Source organism: Ruegeria sp. B11, from assembly GCF_056539785.1.
Genome location: NZ_JBQFVO010000003.1, coordinates 499,306 through 522,229, shown reverse-complemented (window position 1 = coordinate 522,229; position 22,924 = coordinate 499,306). Strand labels below are relative to the sequence as shown.

General features: G+C 57.1%; 20 protein-coding genes. 6 read left to right on the top strand and 14 right to left on the bottom strand.

Annotated features, from left to right (window positions below; translation table 11 throughout):
* Positions 1 to 106: 106 nt before the first annotated feature.
* The 8 genes from ACR0I1_RS14255 to ACR0I1_RS14220 form a co-directional block, all read right to left on the bottom strand.
* On the bottom strand, positions 107 to 1,318 hold the full coding sequence (locus ACR0I1_RS14255; protein ID WP_170802077.1) for a saccharopine dehydrogenase family protein: 1,212 nt from the start codon (positions 1,316 to 1,318) through the stop codon (positions 107 to 109).
* A 22-nt stretch (positions 1,319 to 1,340) separates the two neighbouring features.
* Positions 1,341 to 3,230, bottom strand: coding sequence for a biosynthetic arginine decarboxylase (speA, locus tag ACR0I1_RS14250; RefSeq protein WP_480615101.1), 1,890 nt, complete (start codon positions 3,228 to 3,230; stop codon positions 1,341 to 1,343).
* 102 nt (positions 3,231 to 3,332) lie between these two features.
* On the bottom strand, positions 3,333 to 4,418 hold the full coding sequence (locus ACR0I1_RS14245; RefSeq protein WP_170661646.1) for a DUF1513 domain-containing protein: 1,086 nt from the start codon (positions 4,416 to 4,418) through the stop codon (positions 3,333 to 3,335).
* 3 nt (positions 4,419 to 4,421) lie between these two features.
* A complete protein-coding gene (locus tag ACR0I1_RS14240) occupies positions 4,422 to 5,432 on the bottom strand; it encodes an imelysin family protein (RefSeq protein WP_480706953.1) in 1,011 nt (336 codons plus the stop codon).
* 3 nt (positions 5,433 to 5,435) lie between these two features.
* On the bottom strand, positions 5,436 to 6,926 hold the full coding sequence (locus ACR0I1_RS14235) for a di-heme oxidoreductase family protein (RefSeq protein ID WP_480706952.1): 1,491 nt from the start codon (positions 6,924 to 6,926) through the stop codon (positions 5,436 to 5,438).
* A 16-nt stretch (positions 6,927 to 6,942) separates the two neighbouring features.
* Positions 6,943 to 7,428, bottom strand: a complete 486-nt coding sequence (gene bfr, locus ACR0I1_RS14230) for a bacterioferritin (protein WP_170392566.1) — start codon at positions 7,426 to 7,428, stop codon at positions 6,943 to 6,945.
* Positions 7,376 to 7,669 (bottom strand): (2Fe-2S)-binding protein, encoded by a 294-nt coding sequence (locus tag ACR0I1_RS14225; protein WP_170392565.1) that lies wholly within the window; start codon positions 7,667 to 7,669, stop codon positions 7,376 to 7,378. The genes bfr and ACR0I1_RS14225 overlap by 53 nt, the downstream gene beginning before the upstream one ends.
* A gap of 128 nt (positions 7,670 to 7,797) precedes the next feature.
* A complete protein-coding gene (locus tag ACR0I1_RS14220) occupies positions 7,798 to 9,066 on the bottom strand; it encodes an imelysin family protein (RefSeq protein ID WP_480706951.1) in 1,269 nt (422 codons plus the stop codon).
* Positions 9,067 to 9,297: 231 nt separating this feature from the next.
* Between ACR0I1_RS14220 and ACR0I1_RS14215 the strand changes: the two genes are divergently transcribed.
* Positions 9,298 to 9,837, top strand: a complete 540-nt coding sequence (locus ACR0I1_RS14215) for a ZrgA family zinc uptake protein (protein WP_170402185.1) — start codon at positions 9,298 to 9,300, stop codon at positions 9,835 to 9,837.
* Positions 9,838 to 9,871: 34 nt separating this feature from the next.
* Here ACR0I1_RS14215 and ACR0I1_RS14210 read toward each other — a convergent pair whose 3' ends face one another.
* Both ACR0I1_RS14210 and ACR0I1_RS14205 read right to left on the bottom strand, forming a co-directional pair.
* Positions 9,872 to 11,191, bottom strand: coding sequence for a GH1 family beta-glucosidase (locus tag ACR0I1_RS14210; protein ID WP_480706950.1), 1,320 nt, complete (start codon positions 11,189 to 11,191; stop codon positions 9,872 to 9,874).
* Between the two features lies 1 nt (position 11,192).
* Positions 11,193 to 12,224, bottom strand: a complete 1,032-nt coding sequence (locus ACR0I1_RS14205; protein WP_170402179.1) for a substrate-binding domain-containing protein — start codon at positions 12,222 to 12,224, stop codon at positions 11,193 to 11,195.
* Between the two features lie 214 nt (positions 12,225 to 12,438).
* On the opposite strand from ACR0I1_RS14205, the gene ACR0I1_RS14200 reads away from it, so the two are divergent.
* The 5 genes from ACR0I1_RS14200 to ACR0I1_RS14180 all read left to right on the top strand — a co-directional run bounded on the left by ACR0I1_RS14200 (position 12,439) and on the right by ACR0I1_RS14180 (position 18,779).
* Positions 12,439 to 13,794 (top strand): ABC transporter substrate-binding protein, encoded by a 1,356-nt coding sequence (locus tag ACR0I1_RS14200; RefSeq protein WP_170512843.1) that lies wholly within the window; start codon positions 12,439 to 12,441, stop codon positions 13,792 to 13,794.
* 65 nt (positions 13,795 to 13,859) lie between these two features.
* On the top strand, positions 13,860 to 14,867 hold the full coding sequence (locus ACR0I1_RS14195) for a carbohydrate ABC transporter permease (RefSeq protein WP_170402173.1): 1,008 nt from the start codon (positions 13,860 to 13,862) through the stop codon (positions 14,865 to 14,867).
* A 12-nt stretch (positions 14,868 to 14,879) separates the two neighbouring features.
* A complete protein-coding gene (locus ACR0I1_RS14190; protein ID WP_170392558.1) occupies positions 14,880 to 16,028 on the top strand; it encodes a carbohydrate ABC transporter permease in 1,149 nt (382 codons plus the stop codon).
* 9 nt (positions 16,029 to 16,037) lie between these two features.
* Positions 16,038 to 17,693 (top strand): alpha-glucosidase, encoded by a 1,656-nt coding sequence (locus tag ACR0I1_RS14185; protein WP_480706949.1) that lies wholly within the window; start codon positions 16,038 to 16,040, stop codon positions 17,691 to 17,693.
* A gap of 3 nt (positions 17,694 to 17,696) precedes the next feature.
* Positions 17,697 to 18,779 carry an ABC transporter ATP-binding protein gene (locus ACR0I1_RS14180; RefSeq protein ID WP_480706948.1) on the top strand — a complete coding sequence of 361 codons (1,083 nt, stop codon included), beginning with the start codon at positions 17,697 to 17,699 and terminating at the stop codon, positions 18,777 to 18,779.
* On the opposite strand, the gene ACR0I1_RS14175 is transcribed toward ACR0I1_RS14180, so the two are convergent.
* The 4 genes from ACR0I1_RS14175 to ACR0I1_RS14160 all read right to left on the bottom strand — a co-directional run bounded on the left by ACR0I1_RS14175 (position 18,776) and on the right by ACR0I1_RS14160 (position 22,794).
* Entirely contained in the window at positions 18,776 to 19,897 is a 1,122-nt protein-coding gene (locus tag ACR0I1_RS14175) for an aminotransferase (RefSeq protein WP_480706989.1), read from the bottom strand. The two genes, ACR0I1_RS14180 and ACR0I1_RS14175, sit on opposite strands and share 4 nt — an antisense overlap.
* Before the next feature lie 107 nt (positions 19,898 to 20,004).
* A complete protein-coding gene (locus ACR0I1_RS14170) occupies positions 20,005 to 21,111 on the bottom strand; it encodes a mandelate racemase/muconate lactonizing enzyme family protein (protein WP_480706947.1) in 1,107 nt (368 codons plus the stop codon).
* A gap of 25 nt (positions 21,112 to 21,136) precedes the next feature.
* Positions 21,137 to 21,694 (bottom strand): dimethylsulfonioproprionate lyase family protein, encoded by a 558-nt coding sequence (locus ACR0I1_RS14165; RefSeq protein WP_480563556.1) that lies wholly within the window; start codon positions 21,692 to 21,694, stop codon positions 21,137 to 21,139.
* A gap of 17 nt (positions 21,695 to 21,711) precedes the next feature.
* Complete coding sequence (locus ACR0I1_RS14160) at positions 21,712 to 22,794, bottom strand: alcohol dehydrogenase family protein (protein WP_255611785.1); 1,083 nt, start codon at positions 22,792 to 22,794, stop codon at positions 21,712 to 21,714.
* Positions 22,795 to 22,924: the final 130 nt, after the last annotated feature.

The window sequence follows — 22,924 nt, the reverse complement described above, 5'->3', positions numbered from 1 at the left end:
GTTATCTCCGGACAGTGCGGAGGGCAGTGCCTGACCGCGGGTGGGTGCGAAGCGCCCGCCCATGGGGACGGTCGGGCGCTGCCCGGCGTTGCCGCCGGGCGAGGATTTAGAAGTTAACCGGGCCGTCGAGTTCGTGGACCTGCCATGGCAAACCATGTTCGTTCAGCATGTCCATGAAGTTGTCAGGGTCGAGTTGCTCCATGTTCCACACGCCCGGTTCGCGCCAATTGCCTTTAAGCACCTGCGCCGCACCGATCATGGCGGGGACGCCGGTGGTGTAGCTGACGGCTTGGCTGCCGACCTCGGCATAGCATTCCTCGTGATCGCAGATGTTGTAGATATAATAGGTCTTTTCGCCCGAGCCGTCCTTGGCCTGACCTGTGGCGATGTCACCGATGCAGGCTTTGCCCTTGGTCTCCGCGCCCAGATCGCCGGGATCGGGCAGCAGGGTTTTCAGGAACTGAATCGGGATGATTTCCTTGCCGTCATGCATCACCGGGTCAATGCGAGTCATACCGACGTTTTCCAGCACCTTGGCGTGGGTGATGTAGGCGTCGCCGAAGGTCATCCAGAAGCGGGCGCGCTCAATCTCGGGGAAATGGGTGCTGAGCGACTCTAGTTCCTCGTGATACATCAGGTACATGTTCTTGGGGCCGATGGCGGGAAAGTCGAACTCGACCTTGTGGGTCATCGCCGGGCTGTGCTGCCATGCGCCGTTTTCCCAATGGCGCACCTCGGCCAGCACTTCGCGCAGGTTGATTTCCGGATTGAAGTTGGTGGCGAATTCTTGATCGTTGCTGCCGCCATTCGCGTCCAGCACATCGATCTGACGGATCGTATCCAACTTGTGCTTCTTCAGCCATTTGGCGAAGACGGATGTAACACCCGGATCGAAGCCCGAGCCGAGGATGGCAGTCAAACCAGCCTCTTTGAACCGCTCTTGATAGGCCCATTGCCAGTGGTATTCGAACTTGGCCTCGTCCTCGGGCTCATAGTTCGCGGTGTCGAGATAGTGGATGCCGGCCTCAAGACACGCGTCCATCAGAACCAGATCCTGATACGGCAGGGCCAGGTTTACGAGGATTTCTGCACCCGTTTCTTTGATCAGTTTGACTGTATCTTCAACCTTGTAGGCGTCCAACTCGGCAGTCGCGATGTCCACACCGACGCGGTCCTTAACGGCCGCTGCGATGGCGTCGCATTTCGATTTCGTGCGGCTGGCCAGCGTGATCTCGGTAAAGATGTCCGAATTCATCGCCATTTTGTGCACGGCTGCGTGGGACACGCCGCCCGCGCCGACAACCAGTGTTTTGCCCATGGGATAGTCTCCTCTCAAGGGGTTATTCGTAATAGGTGTAGCCGTTGATCGAGTCGCGATAGGCGCTCATCAGGGTTTTTCGGTCCTTGGCTTGCAGAGTACCGGTCGAAATCGCCTCGTCCACCATTTTGCGGAACGCGGCGACACAGTCTTGCGGGTCGAATTCCACATAAGACAAGACTTGAGAAATTGTGTCGCCCTCTTGTTCATGCAGCAAGTCGAAGCCACCGTCGGTGCGCAGGTCGATGGTGACAACATTGGTGTCGCCGAACAGATTGTGCAGGTCGCCAAGCGTTTCCTGATAGGCGCCAACGAAGAAGACGCCCATGAAATACTCGCCTTCTTCGGGCAGCGAATGCACTGGCAGGCTGGGGGACACGCCGTCGGCCAGTATGAAACGGTCGATCTTTCCGTCGCTGTCGCAGGTGATGTCGGACAGGACCGCGCGTCGGTCTGGTGTTTCATTCAAGCTTTGCAGCGGCACGATCGGGTGTAATTGGTCGATGGCCCAGACATCGGGGAGGGATTGGAACAGCGAGAAGTTGCAATGGTAGATGTCTGCGACCTTCTCAAGCTGGTCATCCACTTCCGTGTCCAGATCATCACTTGCCGCCAAGGCCTTGAGCCGGGCCATAAGGGACAGGTAGATGCGCTCGGCCCGGGCCATCTGGCGCAGGTCGACATACCCGCGTCTGAAAAGCGCGCGCAATTCATTGCGATAGAAAGTTGCGTCGTTCCAGCATTCCTGCAGCCGATCCTTGCTGAGATAGCCGTGTACTGCGGCGAGGTCCGAAACCATGTGGTGGTCATCGGGCTCGGCCATTGGTCCGTTCGGGGCGTCGTAGAGTGTGCTTTCCAACACGTTGAAGACCAGCATGGACGACGTCGCAACAACCGCACGGCCGCTTTCGGTGATCAGTGTGGGGTGGTCGATTTCAGCCTCGTCCATGGCGTAAGCCACGGTTTCGACTACGTTGGCGCAATATTCCTCGACCGTGTAGTTGATCGAGTTTTCCGCGGCCTTTTTTTCGCCCGTGTAATCCACCCCCATGCCGCCGCCGAGATCCAGGTAGCTGAGTGGTACACCTTCACGCGAGAGTTCGGTGTAATACCGGCATGCCTCGCCAACAGCGCGGCGCACATCGTTAACGTCTTGCACCTGTGAACCCAGATGCGAATGTTGCAGCTTGAGGCAGTGCAGCAATCCCGCCGCTTTCAGCTTGTCCACGGTGGCAACAAGCTGGTCGGTGTTCATTCCAAAGGCGGAACGGTCGCCGGAACTTTCTTCCCATTTGCCGCTGATCTGATTGGTCAATTTGACCCGAACGCCTATTAGGGGCTCGATCCCCAGTTGGTTATAGACCTCGATGACGGTATTGGCCTCTTTTGGGCTTTCCAGCACGATGACGGTGTTGAACCCGATCTTGCGAGACAGGATCGCCAATTGGATGAATTCAGCATCCTTGACGCCATTGCAGACGATCAGCGCTTCGGGGGCCAGGCGATGGGCCAGGGCCACCACCAGTTCAGGTTTTGATCCTGCTTCAAGGCCATAATTGTATTTCTTGCCGAACTCGACGATCCGGTCGACCACCTGCGCCTGTTGGTTCACCTTGATCGGAAAAACACCGCGATAGTGGCCCTTATAGTTTACGCGCGCGATTGCCTCGGCAAAGCTCTCGTTCAGGTGCGCGATTTCATGCTCTAGATAAGAAGCAACACGCAAGACCATCGGGGCTTTGATCCCCCGGTCGTCCAGATCGCTGAGGATACCCGGCAGGCTGATTGCCTCGGCCTCGGGGGCCATCGGATTGCGCAGAGCTATCTCGCCCCTTTCTGTCACCTCAATGAGGCCATGGCCCCATTTCTCAACCCCGTAGATGGAATGCGGTGCGTCGGGCGTCTGTTTCAATCAGATCAGTCCTTAATTTGGGTGTGCTGGTTTAGCGCCTGCCAATACGGCAGCAGTTTGATTCGTCCAAGTGTAAACTGTGAGAGGGTTCGCCGCCGAATTCTAGCCGTATGCACGGATCGGGATCAGGTGGTTGTCCCACTGGCAATCCGACCGCGCGGTGATTTCGGCGCCGGTGGTCGTCAGAGTGCCAAATGCACCGGTTCCGGTGGTAAACGCCAACCCAGCCTTGCCGGCGCCTAAACCGCAAACATCTTCGAACACTAAAGCTTCGATGAATGCTCCGCTATTTACGTCGAAGCGGTGCAATGCATCGCCTCGTGGACAGGTGATCGCAACCGATTGGCCATCGGTGGAAAAGGCAATGCTGCCAGCATACCCTTGCAACTCTCTTTGCTGCGTTTCGGGCGCTGACAAAAGGCGAGGCTTTTCGCCCCTTTGGTGAAGCCCCAGAAGGGCAGGGTACTTGGTCTGGCTGCCTTGCCATTGCATTGCAAAACCCACTAGACCATCGTCACGCACCGCAAGATGGCGGATCGAGTTTTTGTGCAGCGCGCGGGGTAGCGCTACTTGCTCCAATATCGAACCCGAAATGTCGAGATAGCTCAGGTTGGGCTGCATCGTTGGCAGATTTAGCTTGGTCCGACCGCTGTCGGGGTGTGTCTCGATGCCGCCATTGGCGATGACCAGTATGTCGCCACCGGGCAGCAAGCGCATGTCGTGGGGGCCTATCCCACCTGACGAGAACTCTCCCAGCCGTGCGAAGCTGATCGCGTCCCAGACGCCAACCACACCTTCTGCGGCCTCATAGTCGTTTTCGGTTGTGAAAAACTGTGTTCCATCAGCCGAGAATGCACCATGCCCGTAGAAGTGGCGGCCATTGGGTGCCTCCAGCCGCTTTAGGACAGAACCATCTGTACAATCAATTACAATTGCAAAGGTCCCGGGGCGGCGGGCAAAGGCGACCGCTTGGGCTTTGAACGGATGGGCCGCGGCGGCGTGCCCGCGCGCGGGTAGCGGTATAGCGAACAAAACTGCGCCCGAGTTATCCAGGCCGGACAGGCGGTAGCTACCATCTGGGAATAAGGCAGCGGCCAGATAGCGGGGCGCGCCGACGGACGCCCAGCCCGGCACCGAAGCAAGACTGGCGGCACCAAGGCCTGCAAGAAATTCGCGGCGGTTCGTCAATGGTCAATCCCCATCCAGTGAGTTGAATCCGGCGCTGATGCCGAGCGTCGGGCCAAGCTCGGTCGCGGCGATCTCGCGAATGTCGTTGATCGATTGCTGCAGCGCTTCGATGCGGACGCGACCTTGCGGTGTCGCAACACCGGCGAGGGCGGGGTCGTCCAGTGATTGAGCCCGGTCGATGGCCCGCGCGAAACCGGCATCCAGATCTGCAGCAATCTCGGGGTGGTCAAAGGACAGACGGGCGGCCAAGTCACGCAGGGCGATCAGAGACAGCGTGACATGATGCAACGACCGCTTGGACCGCCGCGCTTCAGCACGGTTCGGGCGCGGACGCTCGAACGTTCCTAAAGGGCGTCCAATGCGTGTGTCGGCTGTGAACTCTAGCCCCGTTGTAAGCGCCTTGAACAGCTCCTGCATTGCCTCATCGCCCGAGCGATAGGGGCTGTTGTCCCCCGGCTGCGTCAGTCGTGGTGCGTAGCTTTGCCAGTCCGCGTTGATCGCGACGGCATTTCGGTTGATATCAGTGGTGATGGCGCGGATAAGCGCGCAACGATAGTCGGCGCTTCCTTGTTCTGTCATCGCTGGATCAAAGAGCATTCGTTCCAATGCAAAAAAGCCGCGCCCGGCGATTGAGGTTTCGGCAAAGGCATAAGGGTCGTCGACGGCAGTGTCTTCACTGGCGATGTGTCGGGACAGGGTTTTGGGCGTGAATCCTTTGGTATCTGGCCAGAAAGCCAGTGCAAAAGCGCGATCGTCAGCCTCGGACGGCCCAAAACGTAAATGGCTGGCCGAAATCCAGCTATCGAATGCCGTGGCGTAATCAGCGCGCAGGTCGTCTGACTCCGATTCGCAATCTGTTTGGGTTGTGGTCGACAAAGCACCGGTTGCGTCAGCCAGCTCTGCAAAGCGCGGTAGAATATGCGTTTCGGTCACATCCATCAAAATCGGAGCACGATCCTGTGCAAAGGCGCCCAAGGGCACCAGCAGGGCGGCGGCGAAAGTAAGGCTACGCATGGGTCAGAGGCTCCCAAGAAAGCGGATCAGAGCGTCGCGGTCGGCTTTTGGCATTGAAACAACCGTGTCACGGGCGGCCTGCGCCTCGCCACCATGCCAAAGGATGGCTTCAAGCAGGGATCGCGCGCGACCATCGTGCAGGAGTTGGGTGTGGCCCGAGACGCGCTGGGTCAGGCCGATGCCCCACAAAGGCGGCGTGCGCCATTCGCGGCCCGTTGCGCGGGCCTCGGGGCGGTGATCGGCCAGACCCTCGCCCATGTCGTGCAACAGCAGGTCGGTATAGGGCCAGATAAGCTGGAAGCTCTGTTCGGGCCTATCGGGCATCCTGTGGGTGACATAAGCAGGCGTGTGGCAGGATGCGCAGCCCGAAGCAAGAAACACTTCTTTCCCGCGCAGCACTTCAGGGTCATCGGTGTCTCGGCGCGCCGGAACACCGAGATTGCGGCTGTAGAAGGCGACGAGGTCCATGCCAATTGCGTCAATCTCGAATCCCCGCGCATCGTTGTCTCCGTGCGGAGCATCAATGCAGTTGGCCTGCAATTCGGTGCAATCGCCGTACGGCGCGGGGTAAAGCGGACTTGATATGCCGATATCACCTGCGAAGGCCGCCGCCGATTGCTCCATCACCGTGGGCATCCCGGCCTTGTGGCCAAAGCGGCCCATCATTGGTTCGCCAAATTCCGTCGACCATACGATGTTCGGACGGCCCGAGATACCATCGCCATCTTCGTCATCAGGATCGGCTTTGGCCAGCAAGTCCTCAACCGGAATTGATTCCAGCAACCCCAGTCCGATCATCTGCGGCGCAACTCGAGGGCTAAGCATCGCGTCCGGGTGCAGCGGGCCATAGCCTAAATCGGCGGCCTTATAGCTGGGGCGGCGGAGCGAGGCCGTTTCGCCATCGGACAGCGCGACGGGGACTTCCTCATACGTGATGTCCAGCCGATATTCTGCGGGATGGCCTGCCAGAGCGAAATCCTGCAGCTGAGTGCCATAATTCGGATCAGGCAGGGTGGCGATATAGTCTTTGATCTCGGCAGGCGCGTCCTCTGGCTTGCCGGGAACCGAAACTCTCAGGAACATCGAGACGGCATTGTCATCCGGGCCGTTAGGCGTATGACCGCGCCCGTCCTTGATGTGACAGCGCTGACACGAGCGGGCGTTGTACAGCGGACCCAAACCGTCCGAAGCCAGAGTGGACGACGGAGACGAGACCCAGATCTTTTTGAACAACCCGTTGCCGACTTTGAAGTCCAGCTCCTGTTCGAAGCTTAAATTGGCGGAGGGCTGAGAAAACGCGTCCGCATCAGTGCGCGCCCGCACGGTCGCAGCACCAGCGGACAGTTCTTCGAACCGCTGCGGCACACTGAAGTCATCCGGCGCAGCTGTGACAGCGTCGATCCGGGCGCGTTCTTCGGCAGTTCTTGGAAGGAAATTTAGATGAGAGTCCCGCAGCTCGGTGGCTTGGGAAGAGGTGGCCGTGAGTGCGGCCACCGATGCAAGGGCAAGCTTACTCGCCTTCGTCCATCTTGGATGCGTTAAGTTGCGCATAATTGGCTTCGCCAATCCTTTCATAAAGGTCGAGCTGCGTTTCGAGGAAGTCGATATGTCCTTCTTCGTCGCTGATTAATTCTTCGAACAGGCCCATGGACACATAGTCGCCGGCCTCGCGGCAGTATTCCCGCGCTTCGACATAAAGCGCCCGCGCGTCTTGTTCGGCGGCTAGATCGCATTCCAGTGTTTCTTTCGGGGTCTGCCCGATGCGGAGTGGGTCAAGTTTCTGCAGGTTGGGGTGGCCCTCCAGAAAGATGATCCGCTCGATCAGCTTGTCTGCATGGCCCATCTCCTCAATGGATTCCTCACGGCTTTTCTTGGCCATATGGCCAAGCCCCCAATCCTCTTGCAGGCGGTAATGTAGCCAGTACTGGCTGACCGCCGTCAGTTCATGCCGCAGTGATTTGTTGAGGTATTCTATGACCTTGGGATCGCCCTTCATGTGCTTTCTCCTGTGATACTTCGGATCGTAATGACCGAAGCTGCATGGGGACTTTAAGATTATCGTCTGCGCGCATTGTGTCTAGGAAAAGCGGCATACATCCGCCGCAATCCGCTGACTTGCCGAGGGCATGATAGATCTTGCCGGGAGTGATGATGGTCTGTGGGTCTGCCGTGCGCATCCAATCGATCGCCGCTCGGATATCGTGGTCAGAGATGTTGGTGCAATGGCAAACGATCATGGCGACTCAGTCGGGGTATGCTATTTCCTAGTGAAATAGTAAGTTATTGAGGGTGCGTCCAGTGCCAAGACGCCACACCCGGTGTTGAGAAAGGCCGAGAGCACTAAAAATGCGCCCGGCCATGATGCCTATTGGAATACCGCGTCAGGGTTATCCAAGCTGTCCGAGCCTTCGAAATCGATCTGGTCAAGCTCCAGCACGGTCACGATGCGTTCGATGGTCTTGGTCTGATCGACCAGTCCATTGACGCCACCCATAATCAGCGCTTCGCCACCTTCATTGCCGCGTTCCAGCATCTGGTCATACGCAAAACCCGCTTCGGCGGTTGATTTGATACGGCCTAGCGCCAGCATGGTGTTGGCCAGCTTGGCTTTCATCTCTGTATCAAGCGTCGGATCGGCTGCGGTCACCAGATCCGATAGGGATGCACCCGAAACAGGCGTGCCATCGATGCGGGTATAGCTGCCCAAATACACATTCTGGATGCCCAGGCCGTCATAGTAATGGCTGTTATGGGTGTTGTCCGAGAAGCAGTCCTGCTCTTCCTCGGGGTCGTTCAACATCAGGCCGAGGCGCATACGCTCACCCGCCTGCTCGCCGTAGGACAGCGAACCCATGCCGGTTAGGATCGCACTAACGCCAGCAGTTTCATTTGCGGCAAGAGCGGCACGTGCGTCACCATCTTCGGCCCACTGGGCAGTCATCCATTCCAGATCACTAATCAGCAGATCGGTTGCCGCTTTCAGATACTGGGCGCGGCGATCGCAGTTGCCACCTGTACAGCCGTCACCAACTAGATAATCGGTATAAGGACGACTTCCTGCGCCCGTGCCGTGGCCGTTCAGGTCCTGACCCCACAGCAGGAATTCGATGGCGTGATAGCCGGTGGCGACGTTCGCCTCGATCCCGTCAGCCTCATGCAGCGTATCCGACAGCAGGGCAGGGGTAATTTCGCTGGCGTCGATGGTCTCGCCAGACAGATCAAAGCTGGGGTTGGCGATGACGTTCAGCGCGGCAAACTCGTTCTCATCGCTGGGGCCGCCGTAGGAGGAATCCACATAGTCTATCATGCCCTCGTCCAGAGGCCATGCGTTCACCTTGCCTTCCCAATCGTCGACGATGGCGTTTCCAAAGCGATAAACCTCGGTCTGCTGATACGGCACGCGCGCGGCGACCCATGCGGCACGTGCGGTGTTCAGAGTGGCATCGGATGGGTCAGCGATCAGGGCGTTGACGGCAGCTTGCAGATTCTTTGCTGCAATCAGACTGTCGTCATATTTGGCTTCGGCGATGTTGGAATATGTGGTCAGAACATCGGCTTTGGACGGGGCCTCGGCGACAGCTGTACTTGCGATACACAAGGTCAGGGCACTGGCCGCGTTGAACAATCTGGTCATGTGGAACACTTTTCTTTCTTAGCGGGATTCGGACCCCGGCAGGCACAGCGGGGCTGGACGGGGCAATTTCTTAGTGAAATAGTCGGCAATGTCAACCTGAGTTTTATTGTCGGGTATTATTCCTATTTCTGACTAACCATATCTGGGGAGCCCGATGCACCCGGCGAACATTGCGCTGAGGCGCAATTGTATTAAAATGCCCTACGGTTTGTTTGGTTAATGGTGAACAGAATGAAACGCGCGGCCGTTGTTCTTGCGCTAATACCAGCCGCGCTGATGGCGCAGGCAGAGACCGCCATCGAAGCGCATACTCATGGCGCGGGTCATATGGCAATTTCATTCGTTGAAACCGGATTTAGCCTGACGCTTGAAGTGCCAGGCGTAGATATTGTTGGGTTCGAACACACTGCCGAGAACGAAGATGAGAGGGCGGATGTTGCCGTCGCAATCTCGGACCTTTCTAAACCGCTTGAGATCTTTGAGGTGCCGCCTGAAGCGGGGTGTGTGACTGCAACGGCCAATGTCGCGCTTGTTGGTGATGTCTTCGTTCAGGATGAGGGGCAAGTCAGCGATAATGCCGTGCATCACACCGAATTTCAGGCCGATTATCTGGTGCAGTGTCAGGAGCCGTCGTTAGTGAATTCAATTCAGTTCACCTATTTCGAACGGTTTGCGCGCGCCGAGCGCTTGTTTGTTGAACTGACGTCATCCTCGGCCACACAGAACCTTACGGTGGAACGCCAAACGCCACATTTGAAGGTGCCAAACTGAACCGGCGTGTGCCCGCAGTAGCAAAGCTTGACGGTCAACCAGACTGATCCCGAACCAATGCGGCCTGCAACGCGCGGTAGGAGTCCTTTGGCCTTCTTTCCAGCGTCTCGAAATCTACATCGACCAGCCCGAACCGTTTTTCATATCCCAGCGCCCACTCGTAATTGTCGAGAAGGGACCAGATGAAATATCCCTTGATCGGAACGCCGTGGTCCAGGGCCTTACACACTTCGGCAAGATGCTGGTTCAAGTAGTCAATTCTGTCAGCGTCGTTTTGACGTTCTGCGCTCGCCATGCCATTTTCGGTCACGTAGATAGGCAGGTTTCCAGTATACTCTTGCGCGGTCCGGATCAGGAAACGGGACAAGGCTGCCGGATCAATCTCCCACCCCATTTGCGTTTTTGGCAAGGGGCCAGGGACGTCGGTGAAGGAAGGCCAAGACGTATCTGCGCGCGTTATCAACTTGCGCGTATAGTAATTGAGCCCACACCAATCGACAGGTGCAGCTATCGTGTCGAAATCATCCTGCCACTTGTCCGGCAGATGCGGCTCCAATCCTTCCAGAACATTTTGAGGGTAGGATTTCTTGAAAGCGCCGCCCAGGAAAAAGCGGTTGTAAATCCCGTCGTAAAGCGCCGCCGCAGTCTGTGCCTCATCGCTGTCGTCAGCAGGTTCCGCCCATTCAAGGTTGAACACTGCGCCAAGGTTCGACATGCCCAATCCGCGCATAGTTTCGATTGCGCGGCCATGGGCCAGCAATACATGATGCATCGCGCGCGCGGTTGCCCGGATGTCGCGCAAGCCGGGGGCATGTTGGCCTTCGAAATGGCTCAGCCAGCTTACACACCAAGGCTCGTTGACAGGTGCGACGCTGAACATCCGATCGCCTATGCGGCCCATGATGATCTCGGTGAAGTCTGCAAACCAATTCGCGATATCCCGGTTTCGCCAACCGCCCAGATCGGCGAGCGGTGACGGGAGTTCCCAGTGATACAGCGTTGCGCAGGGTTTGATGCCGCGTTCAAGCAGCGCATCGGTCAGGCGATCATAGAAATCCAAGCCTTGCTGATTGATCGGTCCGCGCCCTTCGGGCAGCACGCGCGCCCAACTGGTTGAAAAACGGTAACAGTCGAAGCCTGCGCCCCGGATCAGATCCAGATCCTGTTCGAACCGGTTATAGTGATCGCAGGCCAAATCTCCGTTTTCCGCATTGGCGACGTTACCTGGAGTTGCGGCGAAACTGTCCCAATGGGTCTTGCCTGCGCCCCCATTGGCGTGTCCCTCGATCTGATAGGCCGACGTCGCCACGCCAAACTGAAAATCTGGCGGGAAATCTGCGCGTTTGTACTTCATATCACATCCTTTGTGGGGCTGGCCCCGTCGAGCTGCCGACGACAAGTTCAGCCTCCAGCAAGCGCGTTTTGGGTGGGTCATCCGGAGCGTTGATCCGCTCGATCAGCATTTCGGCAGCCACCTCGCCCGCGTGTCTGACCGACGAGCGCGTTGCGGTGAAAATTGGAACATCCATACCATTGCGCATGTATGACAACTCGTCATCATGAGCGATCACCGAGATATCGCGCCCCATTTTCAGGCCGCTTTCTTCCAGTGCGCGCCGGACTCCAACCGCAGAGATAATCGAAGAGGCCAAAATTGCTGTTGGCGGGTCGTCGAGCTTCAGCATGTCGCAGGCTGTCTGATGCCCATAAATCTCGGTCATCTCAGCGCTGCGCAGTAGGTTTGGATCAGGCGCGATCCCGGCTTCTTTGAGCGCCGACAGATAGCCGTTCCTCCGCCGACGAGCGAAATCCATTTCCTCGAGCCCGTTGATCAAGGCGATGCGCCGATGGCCCAGATCGATCAAAAACCGAGTAGCGCGTTCGAATGAACGCTGGTTGTTCACATCGATCCAATCATAGGGCTCTTTGGCGTAGGTCGACCGGCCATGAACAATGAAGGGCACGCCGAGGCGCGATAATACCGAGATGCGCGGCTCTCGTACCTTGGGGCCTTGCAGGACCACGCCGTCTACGACGCCCCGATTGAACAGGCTGCGATAGGATTCTTCAATTGATGTGTCCGGCGCGTGCGTGAACATCATGTCATAATTGTTCGCCGCATAGGTTTTGGCTGCGCCTGCCACAAAATCTCCGAAAATCGGATTGACCATTTCGTGCCGGGACGAGGTGGGAATCACATGGCCGATGACCATAGACCGCCCTGTCGCCAGCCCCTTGGCGCGGCTGTTGGGGCGGTAACCATGCTTGTTCGCAGCAGCCTGAACCCGGATGCGCGTCCCTTCGCTGACCTCCGGGTAACCGTTCAGCGCGCGGCTGACGGTTGTTTGTGAAAGGCCGAGGATCTCAGAGAGTTGCTTTAGGTTCATTTTACTCAAAGCGCCTTCAAATTGATGCCCATTTGTTTTGTTGTGAAAACCTAGCTCAGTCAACATGTTTCGAGAGAATGTCTTAGAATGGCAGTTTTTTAGGTGTTAGTAGGCGAGATATTGACAGGGTCTGAATGTTAGCGGATAAAGTACGGCATCCAAAGCGCTTTGAAAACGAATCTCGTTTGCGCCGAAAATATTGGGAGGAGAACTCATGAGACACGCACTTTATTCGGGTGCGGCGGCGATCGCTCTGCTGGCCGGGTCGGTACAAGCACAAGATTTGGTCTTCGCGCCGGGCGAGGGGCCGTTCAACTGGGACAGCTACAATGCCTGGGCCGAAAGCGCCCCGGATCTGAGCGGTCAGACGGTCACGATTTTTGGTCCGTGGCTGACCCCGGAAGACGGTTACTTCAACAACATGATTGCCTATTTCGAAGAGGCGACTGGCGCAGATGTGATCTATACCGGTTCCGACAGTTTCGAGCAGCAGATCGTTATCGATGCCGAGGCAGGATCAGCCCCCAATATCGCGGTCTTCCCGCAGCCAGGACTGGCGGCGATCATGGCATCCAAAGGGCAGCTGACACCGCTGGGTGAAGATATGGCGGCCTGGGTTGGTGACAATTATGCGGCTGGCGATTCCTGGGTTGATCTTGGCACTTACAAAGACGCCGACGGCAATGACCAGATGTATGGCTTCTTCTACAATGTGAACGTCAAGTCTCTGGTCTGGTATAACCCGGAAAACTTCGAGGATGCCGGATACGAAGTGCCGACGAGCATGGAAGAACTGAAGGCCCTGACCGAGCAGATCGTCGCCGATGGCGAAACCCCGTGGTGCATTGGCCTGGGATCGGGTGCCGCCACCGGTTGGCCCGCGACCGACTGGGTTGAAGACATGATGCTGCGGACTCAGCCGCCCGAGGTTTACGACCAGTGGGTGACAAACGAGATTCCGTTTGATGATCCGCGCGTTATCGCCGCAATCGAAGAGTTTGGCTGGTTCGCGCGTGATGACGCCAAGGTCTCGGGTGGGTCAGATGCTGTCGCCTCGACTGACTTCCGCGACAGCCCCAAAGGCATGTTCTCATCGCCGCCCCAGTGCTACATGCACCGTCAGGCGTCCTTTGTTCCGGCCTTCTTCCCCGAAGATGTCGAGTTCGGCCTGGATGCAGATTTCTTTTACATGCCGTCTTTCGCAGACAAGGACTTGGGTAACCCGGTTCTGGGTGGCGGTACTCTGATGGCGGTAAGCAATCCATCGGATGCGACCAGCGCGTTCATGGAGTTCCTCAAGCAACCGATTGCACATGAAGTCATGATGGCACAAACCGGATTCCTGACTCCGCATAAGGGCGTGAACACCGAAGCCTATAAGGATGATACTCTGCGCGGTCTGGGTGACATTCTACTGGGCGCGACCACCTTCCGCTTCGACGGCTCGGACCTAATGCCGGGCGCCGTGGGTGCGGGTACGTTCTGGACCGGCATGGTTGACTATACTGGCGGGAAATCCGCCGAAGAAGTCACCGGCGAAATCCAGTCATCTTGGGACGCAATCAAGTAATCCGCTGAACCTTCGGGCAACCTTTCAATCAGGTTGCCCGAAACCCTAGCAAGGGAGAGGACGCCATGAATCCGGCAATTCAGGGCCTGCTGACAATCGTAATCGGTGTGTCGGGATGCGTGGGCTATTTCTACCTGTCCAACCAATTTCTGGATAAAGTCCTGTTCCCTGCGCGTGGACCGAACGCGGGTCGCAATATCAACCGCGCGAATATGATCCGGCCCTGGCTGTTTCTGCTTCCCGCGATCCTCGCCCTTGGGGTCTATCTTGCCTATCCGGTGTTTGAGACGCTGCGCCTATCGCTGACTGATCGGGTCGCCGGTGGTGGATATGAATGGGCGGGTTTTGACAACTATACCCAGATGGTAGCCGAGCCGAAATTCTGGGAGGCAATGCGCAACAACATGCTTTGGCTGATTGTTGTACCTGCCATGTCCACCGCATTTGGCCTGCTCGTGGCGCAGCTGACGGATCGCATCCGCTGGGGTAACGTCGCCAAGTCGCTGATCTTTATGCCGATGGCGATTTCTTTCGTTGGCGCCTCGGTAATCTGGAAACTGGTCTATGATGCACGTCCGGCCGATCAGGATCAGATCGGCGTCCTGAACGCGATCTACATCTTCTTTGGTGGAACCGAAACGCACACCTGGTTGACCCTGCCTTTCTGGAACAATTTCTTCCTGATGATCGTGCTGGTCTGGATACAAACCGGCTTTGCCATGGTCATTCTGTCCGCCGCGCTGCGCGGCATCCCGGAAGAGACCATCGAGGCCGCCATTCTGGACGGGGCCAATCCGTTCCAGATTTTCTTCAAGATCAAAGTGCCGCAGATCAAAACCACGATCATGGTGGTCTGGACCACCATCACCATCGTGGTCCTCAAGGTCTTTGACATCGTTTTTGCGATGACCAACGGCCAGTGGGAGACCCAGGTTCTGGCCAATTACATGTACGACAAGATGTTCCGCGCCAATGACTGGGGCGTGGGATCGGCATCCGCCATGGTGATCATGTTGCTGGTGACGCCGATCCTGATCTGGAACGTGCGCAATGCGCGCAAAGAAATGCAGTAGGAGGACGGGGTTATGAGCGATATTGCAGGAACCCGCCCAGCCCTAAGATGGGTCGTTCACGCCTCGGTTGTGCTGCTTGTGGTGCTTTGGGTTTTCCCAACACTCGGTTTGTTGATCTCGTCATTCAGAACGGCGGACCAGATTTCCAGCAGCGGCTGGTGGCGGGCGCTCTTCCCGTCGGAACAGAACCTGACTCTGCGCGCGGCTGCGCCGGAAACGCAGGTTCTGCAGGATGGTCTCTATGTGATCGAAGGCAATATCTTCGATGGTGATCGGGCCTCGGACATTTCGCGATGGGGTGTGAATTCCCGTGCGATTGATGCCTTTGCTCCGGGCGAAACGGCTGAGCTTCGTCGTGGCGGGACGATCACGGTTCAGGCCAACGGTGACTATCGGATGGAAAACGCCGAAGAGTTTTCGGGCAAGCGCGGCCCTCGCGTGTTTGTGACGACTACTCTGCCGCCTGAATTCACCTTGGAAAACTATGCCCATGTTCTGTTCAACGAAAGCAGTTCCGACAGTATGGGCAAGGCGTTCTTCAATACCCTGACGGTGACGATCCCGGCGACGATTATCCCGATTCTTGTCGCAGCATTTGCGGCTTACGCGCTGGCATGGATGGATTTCCCGGGGCGTGCCCTGCTGATCGCTGCGGTGGTTGGCCTATTGGTGGTGCCATTGCAGCTGGCGCTGATCCCGTTGCTGAAACTGCATCTCAATATCGGGATCGGCAAAGGATACCTGGGGGTCTGGATGGCCCATACCGGGTTCGGGATGCCATTGGCGATCTACCTATTGCGTAACTACATGGCCGGGCTGCCTCGTGACCTGATTGAGAACGCCCGGGTAGATGGCGCAACCGAGTTTCAGATTTTTACTAAACTGATCCTGCCGCTTAGCTTTCCGGCACTGGCATCCTTTGCGATCTTCCAGTTCCTTTGGACATGGAACGATCTGCTGGTTGCCAAAGTCTTCCTGATCGATGCCAGCGGTCAGACAACGGTAATGACCAACCGTATCGTCGAGCTGCTGGGTACGCGGGGCGGTAACTGGGAAATCTTGGCCACGGCGGCGTTTGTCTCAATCGCGGTGCCGTTGGCAGTCTTCTTTGCAATGCAGAAATATCTGGTTCGCGGCTTGCTGGCCGGTTCCGTAAAATAAGGGCGTGTGATGAACGTGCAGACCAACGCGACAGCATTCGAAAAAACCAAGTCGGCGTCAGATTGGTGGCGGGGCGGGGTGATCTATCAGATCTATCCGCGCAGCTTTCAGGACAGCAACGGCGACGGGATCGGAGATCTGAAGGGCATCACCCAGCGGCTTGGCTATATCGCCTCGCTGGGGGTTGATGCGATCTGGATTTCGCCGTTCTTCAAATCTCCGATGAAGGATTTCGGTTATGACGTCAGCGACTACCGCGATGTCGATCCGATGTTCGGTACTATGGCGGACTTCAAAGAGTTGCTAGATGAGGCCCATGCACACGGGCTGAAGGTGATGATCGATCTTGTGTTATCCCACACCTCAGATCAGCATCCGTGGTTTGGTGAAAGCCGCACCAGCCGAGATAATCCGAAATCCGATTGGTATGTCTGGGCCGATCCCAAGCCTGACGGGACACCTCCGAATAACTGGTTATCGATTTTTGGTGGTTCGGCTTGGCAGTGGGATGCGCGGCGTTTGCAGTATTATCTGCACAACTTCCTGACTTCGCAGCCAGATTTGAACTTCCATTGCAAGGATGTCCAGGATGCCCTGCTGGATGTGGCGCGCTTCTGGCTGGAAATGGGGGTCGACGGCTTCCGTCTGGACACCATCAATTTCTATTTCCACGACGCCCAGCTACGTGACAATCCTGGCCTGCCGATGGATCAGAGGAACTCATCAATTGCGCCGATGGTGAACCCGTATAACCATCAGGATCACCTCTATTCCAAAAGTCAGCCCGAGAATATCGCCTTCCTGGAAAGGCTGCGCGCCCTGACTGACGAATACGAGGGCCGCGCCTGTCTGGGTGAGGTCGGCGACGCGCAGCGCGGGCTTGAGATTATGGGCGAATACACCAGCGGCGATAAACGGATGCACATGTGTTATGCTTTCGAGTTCCTCGAAAAGCGGGCTTTGACTGCAGCTTACGCAAAGCAGGTTTTTGACCAGCTTGAGGACAAGGCGGGTGATGCATGGCCATGCTGGGCCTTCTCAAACCACGACGTGCAACGCCATGCTTCGCGTTGGGGTTTGGACGATGCAGCTGTCCGGCAGCACGCCGTTCTCATGATGTGCCTGCGTGGCTCAGCCTGTCTTTATCAGGGTGAGGAACTGGGCCTGCCCGAGGCAGATGTTGCGTTCGAAGATTTGCAAGACCCCTATGGCATTGAATTCTGGCCTGAATTCAAAGGTCGCGATGGCTGCCGTACTCCGATGGTCTGGACCGCACAGGACGAACAATCCGGGTTCAGCACGAGCCGTCCCTGGTTGCCAGTCAGCGCTGCGCAGGCCGAGCGGGCGGTGGATCGGTTGGAGAAAGATCCAGCGTCGATGCTGCACCACTACCGCCATGCGATTGCATTGCGTCATGCGCACTCAGCGCTGATGTCCGGCGCGCAGACAGGGATGTCACAAATCGGTTCGGTATTGACCTTCACCCGAGAGGATGAAGCCGAGCAGGTCTTCTGCGCCTTCAATCTGGGTGACTGTCCGGTTGGCGTGACCCTGCCAGAAGGTGACTGGCAAGTGATCGGGGAGGAGTTGGGCGGCGTTCGCGGGGAAAGCAACGTGACGCTGGATGCCGCTCAATTCTGTCTATTGGCTCGGGAAAAGAGGTAAACCATGTCGGAACTCAAGCTTACGGATGTGGCCAAATCCTATGGTCCTGTCGATGTTCTGAAACATATCGATCTCGAGATCGAGCAAGGCGAACTGATTGTCTTTGTCGGTCCGTCAGGTTGCGGAAAATCCACTTTGCTGAGGATGATCGCGGGCCTTGAAAAGATCACTGGCGGTACGCTTGAGATCGAAGGGCAGGTGGTGAACGATGTGCCACCTGCGCAACGCGGCATCGCGATGGTGTTCCAGTCCTATGCGCTTTACCCGCATATGACGGTGCGCGAAAACATGGCCTTCGCGCTCAAGATCGCGAAGATGCCGAGCGCTGAGGTTGATGCCGCCGTGGAGCGCGCGGCCCAGATTCTACAGCTTGAACCCCTGCTGGATCGCCTGCCCAAGGCATTGTCTGGTGGACAACGCCAGCGCGTTGCCATCGGTCGTGCCATCGTGCGCGACCCCAAAGTATATTTGTTCGACGAGCCGCTTTCGAACCTCGACGCTGCCCTGCGCGTGGCGACGCGGATCGAGATTGCACGCCTGAAAGAGGCGATGCCCGACAGCACGATGATTTACGTCACCCACGATCAGGTCGAGGCGATGACACTCGCCAGCCGCATTGTGGTTTTGGCCAATAAGGGAGTTGCGCAGGTTGGCACGCCGCTGGAACTCTATGAGACGCCAGATAACGAGTTTGTCGCGCAGTTCATCGGCTCACCAGCAATGAACCTGCTGCCCGGGACTATTACCGCGACAGGAGAGACAACAACCGTCACGCTGGATGATGGCGGCGTGGCAATCTCATCGATCCCGACGGATGCCGCTGACGAAGGCAAAAAGGTCAATATCGGTGTCCGGCCTGAGGACTTAAACATCACTGATGGAACACCAATTTATTCCGGCTTGGTGGATTTCACCGAAGCTTTGGGTGAGGTCACGCTGCTTTACTTTGCAGTCCCGGATGGACGGGAAGCCATGATTGCAAAACTACCTGGTGTTCAGCGCAATCTGCGAGGAAAAACCGTCTCGGTCACGGCGGCACCCGAAAAGGTGCATCTGTTCCACAACGGCCAGTCGATGAGGCGCTAGTCGAGCTTCGCAAGGAAGGTAGAAACTTTTTCCAGCCCTTCGCGAATGATCGACGGAGTATTGGCGTAACCGATTCGAACACAGCCTTCGAGACCCAAGGCAGAGCCCGGCGTGAACATTACGCCGGTTTCCCGCAGCAGTTTCACACAGAACTCGCGCGAGGGCATGTCGACATCGTAATGCAAAAGTGCAGTTGTTCCTGCTTTGGGTTTGACCCAGCTGATTTTGGGCTCGCTTTCGACCCATTCTTCCAGCATGGCGAGGTTGCCGCGCGTAATGGCGTGGCTGCGCGCCAGAACCTTGTCGTGGTTTTCCAGCGCAAGCGCGGCGAAATGGTCGTCGATCATGCCGACCGAGATCGTGTCATAGTCCCGATGGATCGAAACCGCTTCGATCAGTTCTGGGTTGGCCGCAATCCAACCCAGTCGCAGCCCTGCCAGCGAAAACGCCTTGGACATGCCCGCGGTTGAAATGCCTTTCTCATAAAGATCTGCAACCGCATCCGTCATGCCCGAACCTTCTTGCCCGGTACCGCGATAGACTTCATCACACAGCAACCATGCTTCAGCGGAGCGTGCGATTTCGACGATCTCAAGCAGGAACGCGCGATCCATCACCGCACCGGTTGGGTTGTTGGGGTTGTTGATGGCAATCAGTTTGGTGCCCGGAGTTACGGCGGCGCGCAGCTCCTCAAGATCGGGCAAATAAGCGTTCTCGGCCCGTAAATGGATCTGCGTCACCTCCGCGCCGATGCTGGCCGGGATGGAATAGTGTTGCTGATAGGTGGGCACGACGGCCACCACCTTGTCGCCGCGCTTGACCAGCGTTTTGTGGACCAGCATGTTGGCACCGATCGTGCCATGGGTGACGATGACATTCTCACGCTTTTGCTGGTCATATAGGTTACAAATCGCATCGCGCAGCCGGTCCGAGCCCCGGATCGCGCCATAGGTCATCTTCATCCCAAGCAATTCAGACAGATCATCCGAGTTTTTGCCGGAAAGCTTCAAAAGCTCGGCGATACTCAGGCTCTCGACGCAAGTCTCTGCAAGGTTATAGGCGCAGCGGGTTTCCCATTCATCCATCCAAATTTCGACGCCAAAGGGTTCGATCTTCATCGCGCTATCCTGTTCGACTAAGCCATCGCGCATCGTTCCCATGGCGAAGCGGCAAGGTCAACCTCGGCAGATGACCGTCATCGAACTTGCACAAGAGGCGTGTATCGTTACCGGTAGATCGCCACAGGATCACCCAACGCATCTTCATCTGGGTGAACGCCAAGGCCGGGTGTTTCGGGAAGATGCAGGTGGCCGTCCACGTTTCTCGGCCCACGCCCACCGGCGATATCGACGGTGATCATGTCCTGACAGGCCCAGACAGCATGACAATTCGCATCCGGAATTGTCGCCGCCAGATGCAGCGCTTCGGTATCCGCCAGCACAGAACCACCGGTTGCCATTACAAACATGTCAATCCCATGCGCCAGCGCGACATCGCGCATTCGGGCCGCTTTGGTAAGCCCGCCGACCCGATTGAGCTTGATGCCGAATATTTCGGCAATGCCATCGCGGGCTATGCGCGTCGCGTCCTGAAGGGTAACAAGGCTTTCATCAACCGAAACAGGCGAAGCATGTTTGCCTGAGATCGCGGCAATGTCATCCAGTGTTTCGCAAGGCTGTTCGATCATGACATTGAGGTCTTCGACCGCACTCATCACGCGTAATGCTTGCTGCCGCGACCAGCCGCGATTGACGTCATAGAGGACGATGTCTTCGGGATTGCGCAGGCTTTCCATGTCACGGATTCGGGCGATATCACGGGCCACATCGCCGCCGATTTTGACGGAATGGGCGATATAGCCGCGCTGCCGGTATCGTTCGATGACGGCGCGGGTTTCTTCGATTGTCTTGGCTCCTACGGAGGATGCGATTGGGCGCGGCGTACGCGACCCTCCCCCCATCAGATCAGCAATCGGAAGACCAGCAACCTGACCGGCTATGTCCCAGCACGCCATGTCAATCGGGCTTTTGGCGTAGAAATGTCCGGGTAGGGCCTGATCCATCGCGCGTTCAACATCCAGAACTCGCCGCGGGTCGAGGCCAAGAACAAACGGTGCCATCGTCTCGATCCCGGCCCGTATGCCGGGGCCGTGGGCGGGTACATAGGTATGCCCCCAAGGCGTGCCTTCGCCCCAACCAACAAGCCCTTTGTCGGTTTCAATCTTGACCAGCGTCGCATCCAGCTCCTCAAACTTCAATCGCCCGCCTGACAGCCAGTATGGATGCTCCAATGGCAGGTCGATTTGAAAGACAGAAATCCCGGTAATTTTCATTTTGGTTTCACCTCGACGCAGTATGTCATGCGGCATCCATCCGAGGCAGTTCATCCATTCCATCGCCCCGCCACAAGACAAAGGTCAGGATTGAATGATCGCTTGTCGTCATGGCGTGGCTTTGCCAACTTTCATGCTGGCGGGTCTGGCCCGGTCCGACAAGCTGTGCATTCCCTTCAACCTTAAAACAGGCTTTTCCAGCGAGCGTCAGGTATAGCTCTTCAGCCTGATGGCTGTGCCAGTCATACTGCAGACCTGCGCCCCAATAGGCGACATAACCGCGTAATTGGGTCGAATGGAAATGCCCGCTGGGTCCGAACAGTTCGTAATACCCGTATCGAGACAAGAAATCCGCACCGACTTCGGATTCGGAATAGGTCAGTTTCCAGTGCGCTTGCTCAGCAGTTGCTGCAATAGCCGTAACCAATGCCTGTGTTTCGGGCGTACCGTTCAGACCAAATTTGCTGACAAGCCGGGTTGCCGGAATCTGTGCGGGCTGTAAGTCCGTTCTGGATAAATCTGTTGGCCAACCCCCAAAACCCGCCAAATCCGGGTGGTTCTGATGCAATCGCCTGGCGGCCATTAAAACATCATCCAACGTCATGGGATCACCACGATGTTTCCGGTGTGTTTCTTCGCGATGAAGGCGGTTTGTGCCTCATGCAATTGGCTTAGAGGGTAGGTTGCGGCCAGGGCCGGTTTTACTTCGCCCGCTTCGATATAACGTACAAGATTTTGCATTACTTCGGGGTCGATGACGGTCGAGCCTGTAAAGGTCAGATCGCGCAAGTAGAACGTCCGCAAATCGAACTCGACCATAGGGCCCGCGATGGCGCCCGAGCAGGTATAGCGTCCGCCGCGTTCAAGAATGCTGATAAGCTGCGGCCAGTATGACCCGCCCACCACGTCGGCAACGACCGTGATCTTTTCGTCTCCCAACGATTTGCGCAAATCATCGGGGGCGCGGGACAGGATGACATCTGGACCCAACAGGGCCACGTCGTCGTGCTTAGCCTCCGACGCCATCGCGATGACCCGCGCATTTCGGCGCTTGGCCAGTTGAACCAGAGCGCCACCGACGCCGCCAGATGCGCCCGGAACAAGAACAGTGTCAGCCGCGGTGACCTTGGCGCGGGTCAGCATGCCTTCGGCGGTTGAGTAGGAACAGGAGAAGGTTGCCAGCTCAGCATCCGAAAGTGTTGATTGGATGGCTATCGCATTGACAGCCGGGATCGTTGTGTATTCGGCAAAGCCGCCATCTCGCTCTGATCCGAAGTAGCCGGTTTTGTCCTTGTTTACCGGATCGGTCGGATCGCGCAACCAGCAATCGGTTATCACACGCTCGCCCAAGCGGTTTGGATCCACGCCGTCTCCAACTCCAACGATCTGCCCACAGACATCCGCCCCTTGAATGCGCGGAAAGGCCAGTGGCGCTCCGCCCCAGGTTGGGTCATCAGTGCCGACCTCTTCAAACGCGCCACCGGTGGTCGCATCGCTGACGGTTTTAGAATACCAGCCGGACCTAGTGTTTACGTCGGTATTGTTCAGGCCACAGGCACCGACCTTGATCAGAACTTCGCCCGGTTTGGGAGTAGGACACGGCCAGTTTTCGTGCCAGACCATCTGATCAAGATCACCGTGCCCCATGGTGACCATCGCCTTCATTGTCTCGGATTGGGCCATGCGGCAAACTCCGTCGATGCATTTACGGTGACCTCAATCAAGCGCGGGAGTGAACTGAAAGACATCGGTCCGCCCCCCCCTGAGTCGATTTGGTCTCGACACCGTATGCAAACAAAAATACCATCGTCAA

What these genes read in the sequence shown, in the direction of transcription:
- ACR0I1_RS14255 (WP_170802077.1), bottom strand. Translation starts at nt 1,318, where the DNA reads ATGGGCAAAACACTGGTTGTCGGCGCGGGCGGCGTGTCCCACGCAGCC.
- ACR0I1_RS14240 (WP_480706953.1), bottom strand. Translation starts at nt 5,432, where the DNA reads ATGCGTAGCCTTACTTTCGCCGCCGCCCTGCTGGTGCCCTTGGGCGCC.
- bfr (WP_170392566.1), bottom strand. Translation starts at nt 7,428, where the DNA reads ATGAAGGGCGATCCCAAGGTCATAGAATACCTCAACAAATCACTGCGG.
- ACR0I1_RS14225 (WP_170392565.1), bottom strand. Translation starts at nt 7,669, where the DNA reads ATGATCGTTTGCCATTGCACCAACATCTCTGACCACGATATCCGAGCG.
- ACR0I1_RS14220 (WP_480706951.1), bottom strand. Translation starts at nt 9,066, where the DNA reads ATGACCAGATTGTTCAACGCGGCCAGTGCCCTGACCTTGTGTATCGCA.
- ACR0I1_RS14215 (WP_170402185.1), top strand. Translation starts at nt 9,298, where the DNA reads ATGAAACGCGCGGCCGTTGTTCTTGCGCTAATACCAGCCGCGCTGATG.
- ACR0I1_RS14210 (WP_480706950.1), bottom strand. Translation starts at nt 11,191, where the DNA reads ATGAAGTACAAACGCGCAGATTTCCCGCCAGATTTTCAGTTTGGCGTG.
- ACR0I1_RS14205 (WP_170402179.1), bottom strand. Translation starts at nt 12,224, where the DNA reads ATGAACCTAAAGCAACTCTCTGAGATCCTCGGCCTTTCACAAACAACC.
- ACR0I1_RS14200 (WP_170512843.1), top strand. Translation starts at nt 12,439, where the DNA reads ATGAGACACGCACTTTATTCGGGTGCGGCGGCGATCGCTCTGCTGGCC.
- ACR0I1_RS14195 (WP_170402173.1), top strand. Translation starts at nt 13,860, where the DNA reads ATGAATCCGGCAATTCAGGGCCTGCTGACAATCGTAATCGGTGTGTCG.
- ACR0I1_RS14190 (WP_170392558.1), top strand. Translation starts at nt 14,880, where the DNA reads ATGAGCGATATTGCAGGAACCCGCCCAGCCCTAAGATGGGTCGTTCAC.
- ACR0I1_RS14185 (WP_480706949.1), top strand. Translation starts at nt 16,038, where the DNA reads ATGAACGTGCAGACCAACGCGACAGCATTCGAAAAAACCAAGTCGGCG.
- ACR0I1_RS14180 (WP_480706948.1), top strand. Translation starts at nt 17,697, where the DNA reads ATGTCGGAACTCAAGCTTACGGATGTGGCCAAATCCTATGGTCCTGTC.
- ACR0I1_RS14175 (WP_480706989.1), bottom strand. Translation starts at nt 19,897, where the DNA reads ATGAAGATCGAACCCTTTGGCGTCGAAATTTGGATGGATGAATGGGAA.
- ACR0I1_RS14170 (WP_480706947.1), bottom strand. Translation starts at nt 21,111, where the DNA reads ATGAAAATTACCGGGATTTCTGTCTTTCAAATCGACCTGCCATTGGAG.
- ACR0I1_RS14165 (WP_480563556.1), bottom strand. Translation starts at nt 21,694, where the DNA reads ATGGCCGCCAGGCGATTGCATCAGAACCACCCGGATTTGGCGGGTTTT.
- ACR0I1_RS14160 (WP_255611785.1), bottom strand. Translation starts at nt 22,794, where the DNA reads ATGGCCCAATCCGAGACAATGAAGGCGATGGTCACCATGGGGCACGGT.